This is a genomic window from Streptomyces sp. NPDC006872 (genome assembly GCF_040635845.1).
Lineage (GTDB): Bacteria > Actinomycetota > Actinomycetes > Streptomycetales > Streptomycetaceae > Streptomyces.
The window spans coordinates 887028-901918 of the sequence record NZ_JBEYIL010000002.1; the positions used below are offsets into that span (position 1 = coordinate 887028).

Sequence of the window (14891 nt, forward strand, 5' to 3'; positions counted from 1 at the left end):
CACCGGGATCGTCAACCAGGGAGAGGAGGGGGGACGGTCGTGGCCTCGCCGGCCGCGAAGGCGGCCGGGGTGAGGCCGGTGCGGTCGCGGAAGAAGCGGCCGAAGTTCGCGGGGTCGGTGAAGCCGAGGTGGGCGGCCACGGTCCGGGCATCCCACCGGGCACCTCCCAGCAGGCGCCGGGCTTCCAGGAGGCGCCGCTCGTCGATGAGTTCACGTACCCCCTTGCCGGTGGCGTCCCGGGCGGCACGGCTCAGGGTGCGGACCGAACAGCCGAGCAACTCGGCGTAGTCCGCGGCTTGGTGCAGTTCGCGGAAGTGCAGCTCCAAGGCGTCCAGGAAGCGCCCGTACCTGTCGGCACGGCCCGTGCCGGCCGTGGCCGTGCCGACGGGGACGATGCCCGGGGAGTTGGCCAGGCGCAGCAGCAGCGATTCGAGCAGGCTGCGCTGCAGGGCGTGGTGGATGACGAGGGGGCGACGCCCCAGTGCGCGGTGTTCGTCCAGGAGCTGGAGTGCCGTCTGCTGGAGCCAGGCGGTGTCGTCGGGGTGCGGGCTGAGCACGGCAGGGGCCTCATGCGCGGTGAGCGGGGCCAGGAGACGGGCGAGGTCGGGCCGCAGCACGTCCGGTTCGAACAGGATGAACGGGCCGCGGGCCGCGCCGGGCGGATGCCAGCACTGAGCGTGCCCGGGACGCACCCACAGCCACTGGCCGGGGGCGACGGTCCGCGTGACGTAGTCGACGTCGTGCCGCAACTCGCCCTCGGTGACCAGGATCAGGTAGTGGAAGGTGGCACGGCCCGGACGGGGCGGGTTCCACGGCCAGTCGTCGTGCTGGGCGAAGAAATCCTCGACGGTACTCACCTCAAGGCCGTACGGAGTACCGACCGGGGGCTGGAAACCGTACAGCGGAACCGCAGCTGGTCCGGCCTGCCTGCTCGGCCCGCTCGGCCCGCTCGGCCCGGAGTGTCGCTTGTCGACCATCACGTGTCCGCAGCCTACCGCCCTTCCCGTCGGCTTCGACGGAAGGATGGGACGAGCCACCGCGTCCGCGCGGCGCGCCCTCCGCCTCCTTCGATGCCACAGTCCGTCACCACCCGAGAAGGCCCACTACCCATGAACGGATCGGCCCTGCACAAGACCGCCGCCGACTGCGCGGAGGAACTCCCCGGAGCCCAGCTGGAGCACCCCTTCGGCCCCGACTGGGAGGTCTACAAGGTGCGCGGCAAGGTGTTCATGCTGATGACCGATGTCCCGGGGCGTCCCGTCGTGATCCTCAAGGCGGACCCCGGCGAGGCCGACGCCCTGCGGGAGCAGTACAGCCACATCACCCCCGGCTACCACATGAACAAGAAGCACTGGATCACCCTGGAGCGCGGAGAAGGCGTCGACAAGGAGCTCGTCGGGGAACTCGTCACCGACTCCTACCGGCTCGTCGTCGCCCATCTGCCCAGGGCCGAGCGGCCTGTCGACCCGCGCACCTACGGCACCGGCACGCGGGCGGGCCGGTGACCGCGGCCGGTGACCGGCTCCAGGACACCGCCCGCCAGGCGGCCCTGGCCCTCCCCGACGTCAGCCACGGCTACCCCTTCACGCCGGGACTCGACGTGTACAAGGTCGCGGGCAAGGTGTTCCTGATCGTCACCGACGACCCGGACGAGCAGATCATCACGGTCAAGTGCGAACCCGAGCACGCCCGCGCTCACGTACGCGGCCACGCCTCGATCACACCGGGCCGCTACCTCGACAAAAGGCACTGGATCTCGCTCGGGCCTGGACCCGGCATCACCGAGCGGCTGGTCACCGACGCGGTCGAGGACTCCTACGACCTCGTCGCCGAGCGGCTGCCGCGACGCGACCGCGCCGGTGCCCGATGAGCGCCGCGAGCTTCCCCGCGAACGACTGAGCCCTCGCTCGTCAGCGTCCCGTGAAAGGGCTCGCCCCGTCCGCACACGCCCGCCTGCGACCCGAGAGACCGATGGAACCGACCGTGGTGATCCTGCCGCTCTTCGACGAGGAGCCCTCCCGGCCGGTCGCCGACCGCCTGCGCCCCACAAAGCTGGACGACGCCGTCGGGCTGGACCACCTCTTGGCCGCGGACACCGCTGCCGGGCCCGCACGGTCGTCCAGCAGCGCCTCAGCCCCACCATCCTGCGGGCCGCCCGGCGTCGGGAAGACCACCATCGCCCGGCTCCTCGCGGACGGCAGCGACATGGCCTTCGAGCCGGTGTCGGCCACCTTCTCCCTTTCCAGGCGTGGCCGAACCGGTCCAGGCCACAGATGGTAAGTGGAACGACTTGCCTCAAGGGTGGCGCGGAGGTTACCTTCAAGTGGTGAGTCCATCGACTTACCTCACGACTCGGCAAGGAACAATGAACATGAATCGTCTTGCGGGCAAGCGCGCCCTCATCACCGGCGGCACGAGTGGGATCGGTCTGGAGACCGCGCAGCGTTTTATCGCGGAGGGGGCCGACGTGCTGGTCACAGGCGTCACCCCGGCCAGCATCGACAAGGCGCGGCAGATCCTCGGGGACAAGGTGCCGGTGGTGCAGGCCGATGCGCGCGATCTCGATGCGCAGCGCGGCCTGGCGGAGCGGGTGCGTGAGCACTTCGGGAAGCTGGACGTGGCGTTCCTGAACGCCGGAGTCTCGGACTGGAGGCCGTTCGAGGACCACACGGAGGACAGCTTCGACCGGCTCTTCGACATCAACGTCAAGAGCGTCTTCTTTCTTACACAGGCCCTTGTGCCCGTGCTGGCCGACTCGTCCTCGGTCATCCTCAACGCGTCCAACAGCGCGCACGGCGGCTACGGGCAGTCGAACGCCTACGCCGCGACGAAGGCGGCTGTCGGTTCCCTGATGCGGTCGTGGAACGCGGACCTGCTCAGGTCGCACGGCATCCGGTTCAACGCGATCAGCCCCGGCCCGGTGAACACCCCGCTGTACTCGAAGCTCGGGATCGAGGATCCCGCGCAGCAGGCGGCGGTTCTGGAGGCGATCAGCTCCGGCATCCCTCTGGAACGCATGGGTATGCCTGGGGAGGTCGCGGAAGCCGTCGTGTACCTGGCCTCCGATGCCTCGGCCTTCACCGTGGGCCAGGACCTTATCCTGGACGGTGGCCAGACCGTTCTCTGACAGTGAGGATGCGGCTGGGAGACGGGCGAGGGGCGTGGGTATGTCGGTGGCGGACCGTGACCGAGCGGAAACCGGTGGCGATACGTGCCAGGCCGGGTATCACGCGCAGATCAAAGCGGAGAACCGCGCGCGCATCATCCGCGCCGCCCGCGACCTCTTCCTCGCCCGGGGATACGACAAGGCCTCCCTGGCCCAGATCGCCCGGGAGGCCCGCGTCTCCACCGGCACCCTCTTCAAGCGGTACCCCTCCAAGGCCGCGCTGTTCGCGGCCGTCACCTCCGAGCAGTGGCAGCTGGACGTGCAGTACGCCGAACCGCCCCCGCCCGGTGATCCCCGGTACGGTCTGGACCACATCGGCCGCGACTACGCCTGCCTGGTCTCGCGGCCCGGCACGGCGGCGCTGTGCCGCCTCATCATCACCGAACTTCCCCAGATGCCGGAACTCGCCGACATCGTCGGCACCGGCTTCGCCATCGACCGCGGACCCTTCTTCGACCGGCTCCGCGACTACCTGGACGCCGAAGCGCAGGCCGGCACACTCGACTTCCGTTCGGCCGACGGACAGCCACAACCGGCATCCGCAGTGGCCGAACAGTTCCTCGGCATGATCTGCGGCCAGCTCCTGTGGCCTCAACTCGTACGCACCGACTTCGTCCCGCCCGACCCCACCGACACCACGATCGTGGACGAAGCCGTCGCCCTCATGCTCACCCGCTATCGCACCGGATCCTGAACCCCGGACCACCAGTTCGCGCTGCCAGGACCCCGATACGTCGCCTTACCGCGACACGTGCAGGTATGGGTGACTCGACCGACAACAAATACGGGCGAGCGCGACCGGTCCTCCCAGTAACCAACAGCGGCCAACAGCTGAGCCGGGACCGTGTTGTGATCCCAGGGACAAGCGGAGTTGAACCGTTCAAGCCCGCAGGACACGAGGCGACAGGATCTTCATCGCCCCGGTCCATCAAGTCCCTGCGGCATGCACACCCCGTTCCGGAACAAAGATCAACCGCTCCCGGACTGCCGGACGCAGTCCAAGGAAGCGAGTTGAAAAACACCTACTGAACCGGAAGGCCAGCAGATGACGGTGCTCTCCGCGCAAGCGGAGGTGAACCGATACCGCCGTCAGGTATGTGCGTTGATCGGCGAGGACCGCCAAGATCCTCAAAGGACTCATCATCCGTCGGCCGTGGGTTCGAGTCCCACCCGCCCCACCTGCGCAGTCTTCTGACCTGCGGAAACGTTCATTTTTGGGTGTCGGGGCGTCAACTTTGCCTGGGCGGGCCGAATCCGCTGCTCGTGGGCTCGGCGTCGTTGCCGTCGGCAGCAGTGAGAGCTCGGCTGACCTGCACAGATGCGGTGGCGCCACGGTTCGGGAGGTCGCCGAATACGGTCAGTGTGAGCGGCTGGACGTCGAATTCGGGACGCTCGTAGGACGCAGGGAAACGGAAGCCGCTCGTCCGTTGTCATGTCGTCGACGCCGTCACGGGGCTTCGGGTCGAGGCCGCGAGGTACGACGAGGGCGCGGTCCGCTATGCGGCGACCGTTCTCGTGGCGGCCTGTCATTGCCTTCGTTTTCGGCACCTCCGGTGGACTCGTGTAGGTGGAGACCAGGGCCTGTCCGGTCGGCGGGGAGTGGACACCGGACAGGCCCTGGCGGATAAGGGCGCGACTGGGCGTGGGGGAGGTCGGCGGGTGATTCCGTCGCCGTCCGTCGGTCAGTCGCGGTACAGCAGGGCCGTGGTGTCGGGAGGCAGGAGGCCGTCCTTGTCCAGGGGGCCTGAGATGAGGAGGGGGCCGTAGCCGGTGGGGAGGGGGATGGGCCGGTCGGAGAGGTTGACCGCGCAGAGGAGGCCCTCACCGCGTTCGAAGAGGAGGGTGTCGGCGGGGCTGTCGAGCCAGCGGAAGTCCTCGCCGGTGAGGCCGGGGTGGGTGCGGCGCAGGCGCAGGGCGGAGCGGTAGAGCTGGAGCATGGAGGCGGGGTCGGCCTGGTTCGCTTCTGCCGTGTACGCCTTCCAGTCCTGCGGCTGGGGGAGCCACGGCGGCGCGCCTGAGGTGCTGAAGCCGAAGGGCGGGGTGTCGCCGGTCCAGGGGAGGGGGACGCGGCAGCCGTCGCGGCCTCGGACGGTGTGGCCGGTGCGTTCCCAGATGGGGTCCTGGAGGAGTTCCTCCGGGATGTCCTCGACTTCGTAGAGGCCGAGTTCCTCGCCCTGGTAGACGTACGCGCTGCCGGGCAGGACGAACATCAGGAGGGCGGCGGCGCGGGCGCGGCGGGTGCCGAGGGCCAGGTCGGTGGGGATGGGCTTGTCCCGGAACAGGGCCTGGACGCCGGTGTCGGCGCGGCCGTAGCGGGTGACGTGGCGGGTCTCGTCGTGGTTGGACAGCACCCAGGTGGCGGGGGCTTCGACGGCGGCGAGGGTGGTGATGCTGCGGTCGATGACCTCGCGCAGCTTGTCGGCTTCCAGGGGGCATTTGAGGAAGTCGAAGTTGAAGGCGGTGTGGAGCTGGTCGGGGCGCAGGTACTCGGGCATCCGGCTGGGGCGGACGTGGGCCTCGGCGACGAAGACGCGCGGGTCGGGGTAGCTGTCGGCGATGGCGCGCCAGCTGCGGAAGATGTCGTGGAGACCGTCGCGGTCCCAGTGCGGGTGGTCCTGCTGGTCCTCCCCGGTCAGGACCGAGAACTCGGTCAGGCCGAGGTCGGGGAGCGCCGGGTCCTTGACCATGCCGTGGGCGACGTCGATGCGGAAACCGTCGACGCCCAGGTCGAACCAGAAGCGCAGGATCGACTCGAACTCGGCGCGGACCTCCGGGTTCTCCCAGTTGAGGTCGGGCTGTTCGGGGGCGAAGAGGTGGAGGTACCACTGGCCGTCGGCCGTGCGGGTCCAGGTGGGGCCGCCGAAGGCCGCGTGCCAGTCGTTGGGCGGCTCGCTTCCGTCCTCGCCCTTGCCGTCGCGGAAGATGAACCGGTCGCGCTCCGGGGATCCGGGCCCGGCCGCCAACGCCTGCTGGAACCAGACGTGCTGGTCGGAGGTGTGGTTGGGGACGATGTCCAGGATGACGCGCAGGCCGACCTCGTGGGCCTCGGTGATCAGCTGCTTCGCCTCGTCGAGGGTGCCGTACGCGGGGTGGATGTCCCGGTAGTCGGAGACGTCGTAGCCGCCGTCGGCCAGCGGGGACGGGTACCAGGGATTGATCCAGATCGCGTCCACGCCGACGTAGGCCAGGTACTGCAGGCGGGAGCGCAAGCCCGCGATGTCACCGGTTCCGTCGCCGTCGCCGTCGGCGAAGCTGCGTATGTAGACCTGGTAGATGGCGGCCGTGCGCCACCAGTCGGCGTCGGCGTCGGGGTGCGGTGCGGTGGGGGTGGGGTCGGTCATGGTGCTCGGTCCTGACTGTCTGAAGAAGAGGGTGGTGGGGGGTGGGGGGTCAGCCCTTGACCGAGCCCTGGAGCAGCGCCTTGACGAAGTGGCGTTGCAGGAACAGGAACACGAGGATCGTGGGGGCCATGATGAGCAGGGCGCCGGCGTTCAACAGCACCTGGTCGGTGGCGTATTTGGTGGTGAACGCCTGGAGCGCGCCGGCCATCGTCCGCTTGTCCGGGTCGTCGATCAGCACCAGGGCCAGCAGGAACTGGTTCCAGGTGGAGAGGAACATCAGCAGGGCCAGGGAGGCGATCGCGGGGCGGGCCAGCGGCAGGTGGATGTGGAACAGGGCCCGCCATGGCCCGGCGCCGTCGATGCCCGCCGCCTCCGACAACTCCCTTGGCACGCCGGCGAAGTGGGCTCGCATCCAGAACACCGCGAACGGCATGTTCATCCCGATCAGGGGGAGGATCAGCGCCCACTGGCTGCCCAACAGGCCCATGGCCTTGGTCTGTTCGTAGAGCGGGACGATCACGATCTCGTACGGCAGGGTCAGCGTCATCACCAGGACGACGTAGAAGACGCGGCCCAGCGGGATCTCCAGCACGGCGATCGCGTACGCGGCCATCGTCGAGATCAGGACCGCGACCGGGACCACGCCGAGCACGATGAGGGTGCTGGACTTCAGCAGGATCGTGATGTTGGCGACGTTCCAGGCGTCGACGAAGTTGTGCCAGTGCGGGTCGGACGGCCAGCTCAGGCCCGAGGGGAAGGTTCCCTGGGGCGCCAGGGCCGCGCTGACCATGCTCAGCAGCGGGACGACCGAGTAGAGCGCGGCGGCCGCGATCAGGATCAGTCCGGGGGCGCGGCGGCGCAGTGTCCGTGCGGTCTGCGCACCTTGCGTCGCGCGTGCGGTCTGCGCTCCTTGCGGCGTGCGTTCGGTCTGCGTTCGTTCGGGCATGGTCATTTCTCCCGGAACAGGCGCTGGAGCGGGACGACGACCGCGATGACGATCAGGGCGAGGACGACGGCGAGCGCGGAGGCCGCGCCGAGGCGGCTGTCGTTGAAGGCGAGGGTGTAGACGGCGACGCCGGGGACCATGGTCTGGGTGCCGGGCCCGCCCTGGGTAGCGAGGTAGACGACGTCGAAGCTGGCGAGGGCGGCGATGATCGTGATGGTGACGCAGACGCCGATCTCGTTGCGCAGGCCAGGGAGGGTGACGGCGAAGAACTGGCGGATCGGTCCGGCGCCGTCGATACGGGCGGCCTCGTAGAGGCTGATGTCGATTTTTCCGATGCCGGCCAGGAGCAGCATCGTGCACAGCCCTGTGGACAGCCAGGTGCCGATGAATCCGACGGCGGTCAGGGCCCAGGTGTAGTCGGCGAGCCAGGCGCGGGCGAGGTCGCCGAGGCCGACGGCGCGCAGGGTCTGGTTGACCACACCGTTGTCGGAGTACATCCACGTCCAGGCCACACCCGCGGCGGCCCCCGGGATGATCTGCGGCAGGAAGAGGAGCGTGCGGGCGAGTGCGCCGCTGAAGCGGCCCTCGATCTGGCGCAGTACGGAGGCGGTGATCAGGGCCAGGGTCACCGGCAGGACGGTGAAGAAGAGGATCAGGTAGAAGGCGTGGAGGAGCGAGTTGAGCTGCTCGGAGTCGGTGAAGACCTCGGTGTAGTTCTGCAGGCCCACCCAGGTGGAGGCGCCGATGCCGTCCCAGTCGTAGAACGAGTACTGGATCGACAGCAGGACCGGGTAGAAGTTGAAGAGGCCGTAGAAGGCGAGGGCGGGGAGGGCGAAGAGCCAGCCGGCCCACCGCCGGGCCCGGAGCCTGCGGCGGCTCCGGGCGGCGGCGCCCTCCCTGGTCGGTCGGGTGGAAGGCATGGTGCTCAGCTGCTCTTGAGGGCGTCGGCGTAGGTGGTCTGGAGGGTCTTGACCATCGCGGCGGGCTCGACCTTGCCGGAGACCAGGAGCTGGAGCTGCTGGGTCAGCTTGGTGTTGACGGCCGGGGCGGAGTTCTGCAGCCAGCTGTCGAAGCCGTTGTCGGCGGCGATGGCGGCGTAGCCGGTCTGGATCTGCTCGGTCGACGTGCCGGACAGGGACGGCTTGCTCGGGGCGGCCGTACCGGAGGTCAGCGCCGCGTACCCGTTGTCGACGGCGACCTTCGCGGCCTCGGGCGTGGTGAGGAAGTCCAGGAACAGGGCGGCGGCGTCCTTGTTCTTCGAGTGGGCCGCGATGGAGAAGGCGAGGGTGTTGCTGGTCATCCCGGCGTACTGTCCGCCCTCGGTGGCCGGCGGCATCGGGAACACGCCGTACTTGCCCTTGAAGTTCTTGTCGATGGTCTGCGTGATCCAGCTGCCCTGGAAGAAGAGCAGGCCCTTGCCCCCGGTGAACTGGCCGTACGACGCCTCCTGGTTGAGGGCGTTGACGTCCGAGGCGAAGTAACCCGCCTTGATCCACTTCTGCAGGGTCTCGGTGGCCTGGACCGCGGCCGGGGTGTCCAGGGTGGCGCCCGGCTTGTGGTAGACGATGTCGCTGAGTTTCTGGGCGCCCATGTAGTCGCCGAGCAGCAGGTTGTAGAGGTGCCCGATCAGACCGTCCTGGTTCGAGGCCACGATCGGGGTGATCCCGGACTTCTTCGTCTTGGCCATGACGGCCTCGAGTTCGGCGATCGAGGCGGGCACGGTCTTCATGCCGACCTTGGCGGCCAGCTCCTTGTTGTAGAAGACGCCGACCAGCGGGCCCGCCGAACCGCCCGCCTGGTACAGCGACCCGGCGCCGATCACGCCCATCGCCACCCGGCCGGGGGCGAGCGCGGAGGCGGGGACCTTGCCGCTCCAGCCGTACGCCTTGTCGTAGGCGTCGAGGTTGGTGAGCAGGTTGTCCTTCACCCCGCCGAGGAGGTCGGAGGGCGCGGCGAGGTCGGGCGCGGAGTCGGAGGCCAGCAGCCGCGGCAGCACGGTGTTGTAGTTGTTGTCCGCCTCGACCCGCAGCTTGACCTTGATCTTCGGGTACTTGGCCTGGAAGGCGTCGGCCAGGCCCTGCTCGTACGTCTCCAGGCCGGCCGCGGAGAACAGCGTCAGCGTGGCCGGGGTGTCGGCGACGGCGGTGTTCACGGCGGTCGGGGTCGCGTCGGCCGACGAGCCGGAGCCCGCGTCGGAGCCGGGCCCGCTGCACGCGGCGAGCGTGACCAGCGCCGACGCGGCGGCTACGGCCGCCAGCGGGGCGCGCAGACGGCGGCCGACGGTTCTGGCGGGGGAGGTGGGGTGCTGCTCAGGCATGATGCCTCCTCGCATTCATGCGGCTGCCGCTCCATTCCATGGTCGGCAGTCAGAGGTCGGTGTGCTTCCCGGACCAGACCGCAGAGGGTGCGAGGCGGGTTTCGGAAGCGTTTCCGTTGCCGAAAGACTGAGGTGACCCAGCAGGTCTGTCAAGTAACGAAAACGCAACATGCATTTGACGTGCTGAAATGATCAGATGGCCGTACGGGGCGAGGTGAGGCGACATTGAGCCACTTCGGAAACCCTTCCGGGAATCATGGAAGCGTTTCCGAAACCCTCTGCGGGTGAGTTAACCTTCCGGCATGGCGCAGAGCTCCCAGAAGATCAACATGGCGGACGTGGCCCGCGAGGCCGGCGTCTCGATGGCCACCGCCTCACGCGCGCTCAACAACGAGAACGGCGTCGCCGAGTCCACCCGACGCCGCGTCCTCGCGGTCGCCGAGCAGCTCTCCTACGTCGTCTCCCCCGAGGCGTCCCGCCTGGCCGGCGGCGACACCGGCCGCATCGCGGTCGTCGTGCCGCACATCTCCCGCTGGTTCTTCGCGGCCCTGCTGGAGGGGCTGGAGTCGGTGCTGCGCGCGGCCGACCTGGACGTTCTGCTGTACCACGTCGACGGCATCGAGGACCGGCACGACTTCTTCAACCGGCTGCCTGCGAGGCGCAAGGTGGACGCGGTGGTCGTGCTGGCGTTCCCGGTCGGCGAGGAGGAGCAGCGGCGGCTGGAGCTGATGGGCGTCACGGTCATCGCCGCAGGCGGCCAGCACGCGCCCTACCCGAACGTCTCCATCGACGACGAGACGGCGGGCCGCCAGGCCATGGACCACCTGCTCTTCCTGGGCCACCGCCGGATCGCGATGATCGCGGCCGTCGACCCCGACCAGCCGGACGAGGTCCAGCCCTCGGGCCGCTCCAACGCCTACTACGCCGCGCTGCGCGACGCGGGCATCGACGTGGACGAACGCCTCGTCGTCACCGTCGACTGGGGCGGGGGGCAGGGCGCGGACGCCATGGCCAAGCTCCTCAGCCAGCCGGAGCCGCCCACCGCCGTCTACGCCCACTCGGACGAGGTGGCCCTCGGCGCGATCCGCACCCTGCGCCGGGCGGGCCTGCGCATCCCGGAGGACCTGTCGGTGATCGGCATCGACGACCACCCCGTCGCCGAACTGACCGACCTCACGACCGTGCGACAGCCGGTGCGGGAGCAGGGGGAGCTTGCTGGACGGATGCTGCTGAGCATTCTGAGCGGCGAGAAGATCGAGCGCGATGTGGTCGTACCGACGCAGCTCGTCATCAGGGGGAGCACGGCACCGCCGCGGGCGTGACTGCGAAGCGGTGGAATGACAATCCGCTGCGGGCGAGATCGAGCCTCTTCCCTGAGCTTGGCCCAACCGGCTCCGCGTCGACCGAGCCGGTCCATCCTGGACGCGTTCGGGACACGTTCGGGACGCAAGGAGAGGAACAGACAGGCAAAGGTCGAGAAGAGCGGACACGACTCATGGTGTCTGACCTGCAAAAACGTCGTGGATGAGCGTAGATCGGCAAGGACCGCCAAGATCCTCAAAGGACTCATAATCCGTCGGCCGTGGGTTCGAGTCCCGCCCGCCCCACCTGCGCAGGCTTCTGACCTGCGGAACGTTCTTTTTGGGTGTCGGAGCGTCAATTTTGCCTGAACGGACTCGATCCGCTGCTCGCTGGTCTGGAGTCCGGCGGTGGTCGGGGGAGTTCCCACCCCTCTGACCTGCGGCGGAGCACGTGATCGAGGTTGGCGCTCGCCGTACGGGCGACTGCCCTGAGGGCCGATGACATGACCCAGGGGCCGTACAGGGGGCGGGGCGGCGCGGCCGTGTCCAGGCCGACGGTGTCTCCGAGGCGATTCATCCGCTGGTTGCGCGGCATGGGCTGCGGTCCACGGGGCTGCCGGCTGAGAACCGGGCCGACAGCCAGGTCGCCTTCGTCACCGGTGTCGGCTCCGGAATGGGCCTGGCCACTGCCCGTGCCTTCGCTGAATCCGGGACCGCTGTCACCCTCCGCCGACATCGACGCGAGTGCCGTGGACGCGGCTGCGTCCCGCCGGCCCGACCGCGAGCCCGCTGCAGTCGGAGGGGATCCGATCGCATCCCCGACGGCCGCCTGCTCCACACCGAGATGTCCGTGCCCCGCACCCCACGTCGGTGTGCCCGCATCCTGGCGACAACCGCTTCTTCGTCACCACGGCCCGGTACGGGGTGAGGAGTCCGACCGTCACTACCGGCGCGGTGCTCAGTGGCCCAAAGAGGGGCCCACCCGGCCGGTCGGCCGTCAGACATGCTCGTTCGGTTCGTCCACGCGGTTGGTCCGGGCGTCGTTACCGAGGGCGAGTAGGCCACACCCCGTGTGGCCGACGCCCGGATCCGAACCGCTCAGCCGGCCATCGCCTCGCGGACGAGGGCGGTGTCGACGAACTGCTCGAAGCGGACGATGAGCCCACCACGCACCACGAAATGGTGGGCGACGCGGATGTCGATCGGCTTGCCGGTGGCCTTGTTGGTCGCGGTGTAGCGGGCGAGGACGACGACGTTCTCGCCGTCGACGACGTAGGTGTCGTCGTGGGCGGTCCAACTGTCCCAGTCCTGGCCGAGTTTCTCCATGACGTTGGAGGTGACGCCGTCGGGGGTGCGGTAGGTGCCGGCGAGGGGGAAGCCGGCCATCTCCGTCCACTCGACGTCGGGGGCGAGGGTGGCCCGAAGGGCCTCCAGGTCACCTGCCGCGGACGCGAGGTACTGACGCCGTACGACGTCGACGGGGGCGGTGGAGGTCGCGAACTCGCTCATGTCAGCCCCACTTCATTTCGCCCTTGGCGACCTTCGCACCGATCTGGGCGGCGATCAGCATGCCATTGTCCGGGTAACGCTTGACCAGCGCCTCGGTCAGCGCCGCACCGTCGGCCGCCGTGGCAAGCTCCTCCTCGAAGGCCAGAAGGTACGCGCGGGTGGCGGAGATGGCCGAGGCATCGGCCGCGGTGCCGGGCAGGCGGTGGCCGGGGACGACCAACTCCGGCTGCAGGGCGGCCATTTCGTCGAGCAGGTCGATCCAGGCGGCACGGTCGCCGGGGGTGGGGGTGTCGGCGACCCAGACGTGTTCCTGCTGGAAGAGGAGGACGCCGCCGAGGAGGGCGCGGTGGGTGGCCTGCCACAGGTAGTGGCGGTCGGGCAGCGCGGCCGGGCCGCCCTTGAGCTCGAAGCGGTGGCCCTCCAGGGTGAGGTCGCCGGTCAGCGGGGTGAGGTCGACCAGGCGGGTGGGCAGGTTCGGGCCGAGCGCGGCCCACGCCTTGAGCTTGCCCTCGTAGGAGTGCTGGATGTGTTCGATGACGATCGGGGTGGCGACGAAGGCTGCGTCGGGGAAGGCGTCGGCGATGACTTCGGCGCCGAAGTAGAAGTCGGGGTCGGCGTGGCTGACGAACACGGTGGTGAGCTTCTTGCCGGAGTCGAGGATCGCGGCGGCGAGGCGGTGGCCGTCGGCGCGGGTGAAGGCGGCGTCGACCAGGAGGGCCTCGTGCTCGCCGGTGACGAGGGTGGCGGTCTTGTTCTTGCTGCCGGCCGGGAAGTCCAGGTCGAGGATCTTGAAGGAGAGGGTGCTCATCGATGACTCCTTGCGGGGAGGGGGAGGGGGTGGGGAGCGGGAGGTTCAGTGGGTGGGGAGCGCCGCGAGCCGCTGGTCGATCTCGTCGGCGGTGCCGTGGCCGTGGGCCACGGCAGTGACGGAGTCGCCGTCGACGGCCAGCAGCGTGGGGAAGCCGGTGACGCCCAGCGAGGCGGACCGGTGGAAGTCGGCGCCCGCCGCCACCCGAACCTCGGATCCCTCGAAGGCGGTGACCACGGCGTCGGCATCCAGTCCGGCCTCCTCGGCGACCTTCCGGTAGGTGGCCGCCTCGGACAGGCTCAGGCCGTCGGCGTAGAAGGCCCGCTGCAGGGCGATCGCCAGCTCCACCGCGCGGGCCGGTGCGGCCTGGCGCAGGGCGGCGACACCGCGCGCGGCGGCCTCCGAGTCCATCACGAAGGAGCCGTCGGCGATCAGCCGCTCATACGCTTCGCCGAACTCGGCGCCGGTCAGCTCGGCGATCTTGGCGTTCGCGCCCTGGACATGGCCGAACTCGCGGACGGGTACCCGGCGCGACCCGGTGAACAGGCCGCCGGAGACGACCTCGACCGGCAGTTCGGGGTGACGGGAGGCGACTTCGCTCAGTGTTCCGGAGAACCCGTGCGACCAGCCGCAATAGGCGTCGAAGACGTAGACGAGCTTCATCGAGGACCTCGGCAGGGATGCGCGCTCGCCGGTTGCGAGCGATTCATCTGACAGAACAGTAACTGACGTGTCAGATATTTCGAGGTTCGTGTGAGGTGGGGCACATGGGCGTGGCTGACAACGTCACTACACCGACGTTGCCGCCGCTCCGCAGGTCAGGGCAGGCGGGGCAGCAGGTCCCGGGCCGTGTGGCTGAGGATACGGAGATCCTCCGAGAACCTCTTCCGGTCCGCTGCGGGCAGGGGGTCCACGAGGTACCGCTTGATGTTCTCCAGGTGGACCCGGGACGCGCGTACGACGGTCTCCTCGCCCCATGCGGTCAGCCGGACCAGTCGCGCGCGCCGGTCGCCCGGATCCGCTGCCCGCTCGACCAGTTCGGCCGCCTCCATCCGGTCCACCAGCCGGGTGGCGCCGCCCGTGGTCAGGACCTGCTCCTGGGCGATGGCCCGCATGGAGAGTCCCGGCTCGCCCGCCCGGCCGAGGATCAGCAGCACCTCGAACATCAGGTGGCTGATGCCGCACTCCACCTCGAGCGCCCGGCCGAGGATGTACTCCAGCCGGTTGGCCGCGCCCTGCAGCCGGCCGAACGCCAGGATCAGCTCGTGGTCCGCGGCCTGTTTCGCCGTCGTGATCTCCGTCTGCTCGCCCACGGTCGCGTCGCCCCTCTGATCGTCCCGGTACCACCGTACCGATCATGCCTTGGAGGGTCGGTACGACCATGGACATGAGGCGCTACGCCCCGGGCTGCAGGCCGAGCCGGCCGGGGGAAGTGGTGTCGGTGTGGACGGACCGGCCCCGCCGCCGCGACCGGTTGCACATCCTCGCTTCCCCTGGCCGCCT

Annotated in this window: 15 protein-coding genes and 1 pseudogene; 7 read left to right on the forward strand and 9 right to left on the reverse strand. The window is 69.4% G+C overall.

Going from position 1 to position 14891, the window contains the following annotated elements:
* Positions 1–11 precede the first annotated feature (11 nt).
* Entirely contained in the window at positions 12–857 is an 846-nt protein-coding gene (locus ABZ725_RS08745) for an AraC family transcriptional regulator (protein ID WP_358802011.1), read from the reverse strand.
* Positions 858–1109: 252 nt separating this feature from the next.
* Here ABZ725_RS08745 and ABZ725_RS08750 point away from each other — a divergent pair, with 252 nt between their 5' ends.
* The 5 genes from ABZ725_RS08750 to ABZ725_RS08770 all read left to right on the forward strand — a co-directional run bounded on the left by ABZ725_RS08750 (position 1110) and on the right by ABZ725_RS08770 (position 3860).
* On the forward strand, positions 1110–1505 hold the full coding sequence (locus ABZ725_RS08750) for an MmcQ/YjbR family DNA-binding protein (RefSeq protein WP_358802012.1): 396 nt from the start codon (positions 1110–1112) through the stop codon (positions 1503–1505).
* The gene (locus tag ABZ725_RS08755; protein ID WP_358802013.1) at positions 1502–1870 is read left to right on the forward strand and encodes an MmcQ/YjbR family DNA-binding protein; all 369 of its coding nucleotides are present in this window, start codon (positions 1502–1504) and stop codon (positions 1868–1870) included. The genes ABZ725_RS08750 and ABZ725_RS08755 overlap by 4 nt, the downstream gene beginning before the upstream one ends.
* Before the next feature lie 101 nt (positions 1871–1971).
* Positions 1972–2280 (forward strand): AAA family ATPase, encoded by a 309-nt coding sequence (locus ABZ725_RS08760; RefSeq protein WP_358802014.1) that lies wholly within the window; start codon positions 1972–1974, stop codon positions 2278–2280.
* Entirely contained in the window at positions 2249–3127 is an 879-nt protein-coding gene (locus ABZ725_RS08765) for an SDR family oxidoreductase (protein WP_358802015.1), read from the forward strand. The genes ABZ725_RS08760 and ABZ725_RS08765 overlap by 32 nt, the downstream gene beginning before the upstream one ends.
* A 40-nt stretch (positions 3128–3167) precedes the next feature.
* Positions 3168–3860, forward strand: a complete 693-nt coding sequence (locus tag ABZ725_RS08770; RefSeq protein WP_358802016.1) for a TetR/AcrR family transcriptional regulator — start codon at positions 3168–3170, stop codon at positions 3858–3860.
* A gap of 988 nt (positions 3861–4848) precedes the next feature.
* Here ABZ725_RS08770 and ABZ725_RS08775 read toward each other — a convergent pair.
* The 4 genes from ABZ725_RS08775 to ABZ725_RS08790 are packed head-to-tail and all read right to left on the reverse strand — an operon-like array spanning position 4849 to position 9770.
* Positions 4849–6507 carry a glycoside hydrolase family 13 protein gene (locus ABZ725_RS08775; RefSeq protein WP_358802017.1) on the reverse strand — a complete coding sequence of 553 codons (1659 nt, stop codon included), beginning with the start codon at positions 6505–6507 and terminating at the stop codon, positions 4849–4851.
* Positions 6508–6556: 49 nt separating this feature from the next.
* Positions 6557–7453, reverse strand: coding sequence for a carbohydrate ABC transporter permease (locus tag ABZ725_RS08780; protein ID WP_358802018.1), 897 nt, complete (start codon positions 7451–7453; stop codon positions 6557–6559).
* Positions 7454–7455: 2 nt separating this feature from the next.
* Positions 7456–8373: a sugar ABC transporter permease gene (locus tag ABZ725_RS08785; protein WP_358802019.1), complete on the reverse strand. Its 918-nt coding sequence runs from the start codon at positions 8371–8373 to the stop codon at positions 7456–7458.
* 5 nt (positions 8374–8378) lie between these two features.
* Positions 8379–9770 (reverse strand): extracellular solute-binding protein, encoded by a 1392-nt coding sequence (locus ABZ725_RS08790; RefSeq protein ID WP_358802020.1) that lies wholly within the window; start codon positions 9768–9770, stop codon positions 8379–8381.
* A gap of 302 nt (positions 9771–10072) precedes the next feature.
* Here ABZ725_RS08790 and ABZ725_RS08795 point away from each other — a divergent pair, with 302 nt between their 5' ends.
* Positions 10073–11092 carry a LacI family DNA-binding transcriptional regulator gene (locus ABZ725_RS08795; protein ID WP_358802021.1) on the forward strand — a complete coding sequence of 340 codons (1020 nt, stop codon included), beginning with the start codon at positions 10073–10075 and terminating at the stop codon, positions 11090–11092.
* A 652-nt stretch (positions 11093–11744) separates the two neighbouring features.
* Positions 11745–11835 (forward strand): annotated as a pseudogene (locus ABZ725_RS08800) (oxidoreductase); the annotation flags it as partial.
* A 334-nt stretch (positions 11836–12169) separates the two neighbouring features.
* Here ABZ725_RS08800 and ABZ725_RS08805 read toward each other — a convergent pair.
* The 4 genes from ABZ725_RS08805 to ABZ725_RS08820 form a co-directional block, all read right to left on the reverse strand.
* Positions 12170–12580 carry a nuclear transport factor 2 family protein gene (locus ABZ725_RS08805; protein ID WP_358802022.1) on the reverse strand — a complete coding sequence of 137 codons (411 nt, stop codon included), beginning with the start codon at positions 12578–12580 and terminating at the stop codon, positions 12170–12172.
* Position 12581: 1 nt separating this feature from the next.
* Positions 12582–13388 carry an MBL fold metallo-hydrolase gene (locus tag ABZ725_RS08810; RefSeq protein ID WP_358802023.1) on the reverse strand — a complete coding sequence of 269 codons (807 nt, stop codon included), beginning with the start codon at positions 13386–13388 and terminating at the stop codon, positions 12582–12584.
* Between the two features lie 45 nt (positions 13389–13433).
* Positions 13434–14051, reverse strand: coding sequence for a DsbA family protein (locus ABZ725_RS08815; RefSeq protein WP_358802024.1), 618 nt, complete (start codon positions 14049–14051; stop codon positions 13434–13436).
* Positions 14052–14206: 155 nt separating this feature from the next.
* Positions 14207–14701: a MarR family transcriptional regulator gene (locus ABZ725_RS08820; protein WP_358802025.1), complete on the reverse strand. Its 495-nt coding sequence runs from the start codon at positions 14699–14701 to the stop codon at positions 14207–14209.
* Between the last annotated feature and the right edge of the window lie 190 nt (positions 14702–14891).

Coding starts and splice junctions, on each gene's coding strand:
- ABZ725_RS08795 (WP_358802021.1), top strand. CDS start 10,073: ATGGCGCAGAGCTCCCAGAAGATCAACATGGCGGACGTGGCCCGCGAG.
- ABZ725_RS08815 (WP_358802024.1), bottom strand. CDS start 14,051: ATGAAGCTCGTCTACGTCTTCGACGCCTATTGCGGCTGGTCGCACGGG.
- ABZ725_RS08770 (WP_358802016.1), top strand. CDS start 3,168: ATGTCGGTGGCGGACCGTGACCGAGCGGAAACCGGTGGCGATACGTGC.
- ABZ725_RS08750 (WP_358802012.1), top strand. CDS start 1,110: ATGAACGGATCGGCCCTGCACAAGACCGCCGCCGACTGCGCGGAGGAA.
- ABZ725_RS08790 (WP_358802020.1), bottom strand. CDS start 9,770: ATGCCTGAGCAGCACCCCACCTCCCCCGCCAGAACCGTCGGCCGCCGT.
- ABZ725_RS08805 (WP_358802022.1), bottom strand. CDS start 12,580: ATGAGCGAGTTCGCGACCTCCACCGCCCCCGTCGACGTCGTACGGCGT.
- ABZ725_RS08760 (WP_358802014.1), top strand. CDS start 1,972: ATGGAACCGACCGTGGTGATCCTGCCGCTCTTCGACGAGGAGCCCTCC.
- ABZ725_RS08785 (WP_358802019.1), bottom strand. CDS start 8,373: ATGCCTTCCACCCGACCGACCAGGGAGGGCGCCGCCGCCCGGAGCCGC.
- ABZ725_RS08775 (WP_358802017.1), bottom strand. CDS start 6,507: ATGACCGACCCCACCCCCACCGCACCGCACCCCGACGCCGACGCCGAC.
- ABZ725_RS08810 (WP_358802023.1), bottom strand. CDS start 13,388: ATGAGCACCCTCTCCTTCAAGATCCTCGACCTGGACTTCCCGGCCGGC.
- ABZ725_RS08780 (WP_358802018.1), bottom strand. CDS start 7,453: ATGCCCGAACGAACGCAGACCGAACGCACGCCGCAAGGAGCGCAGACC.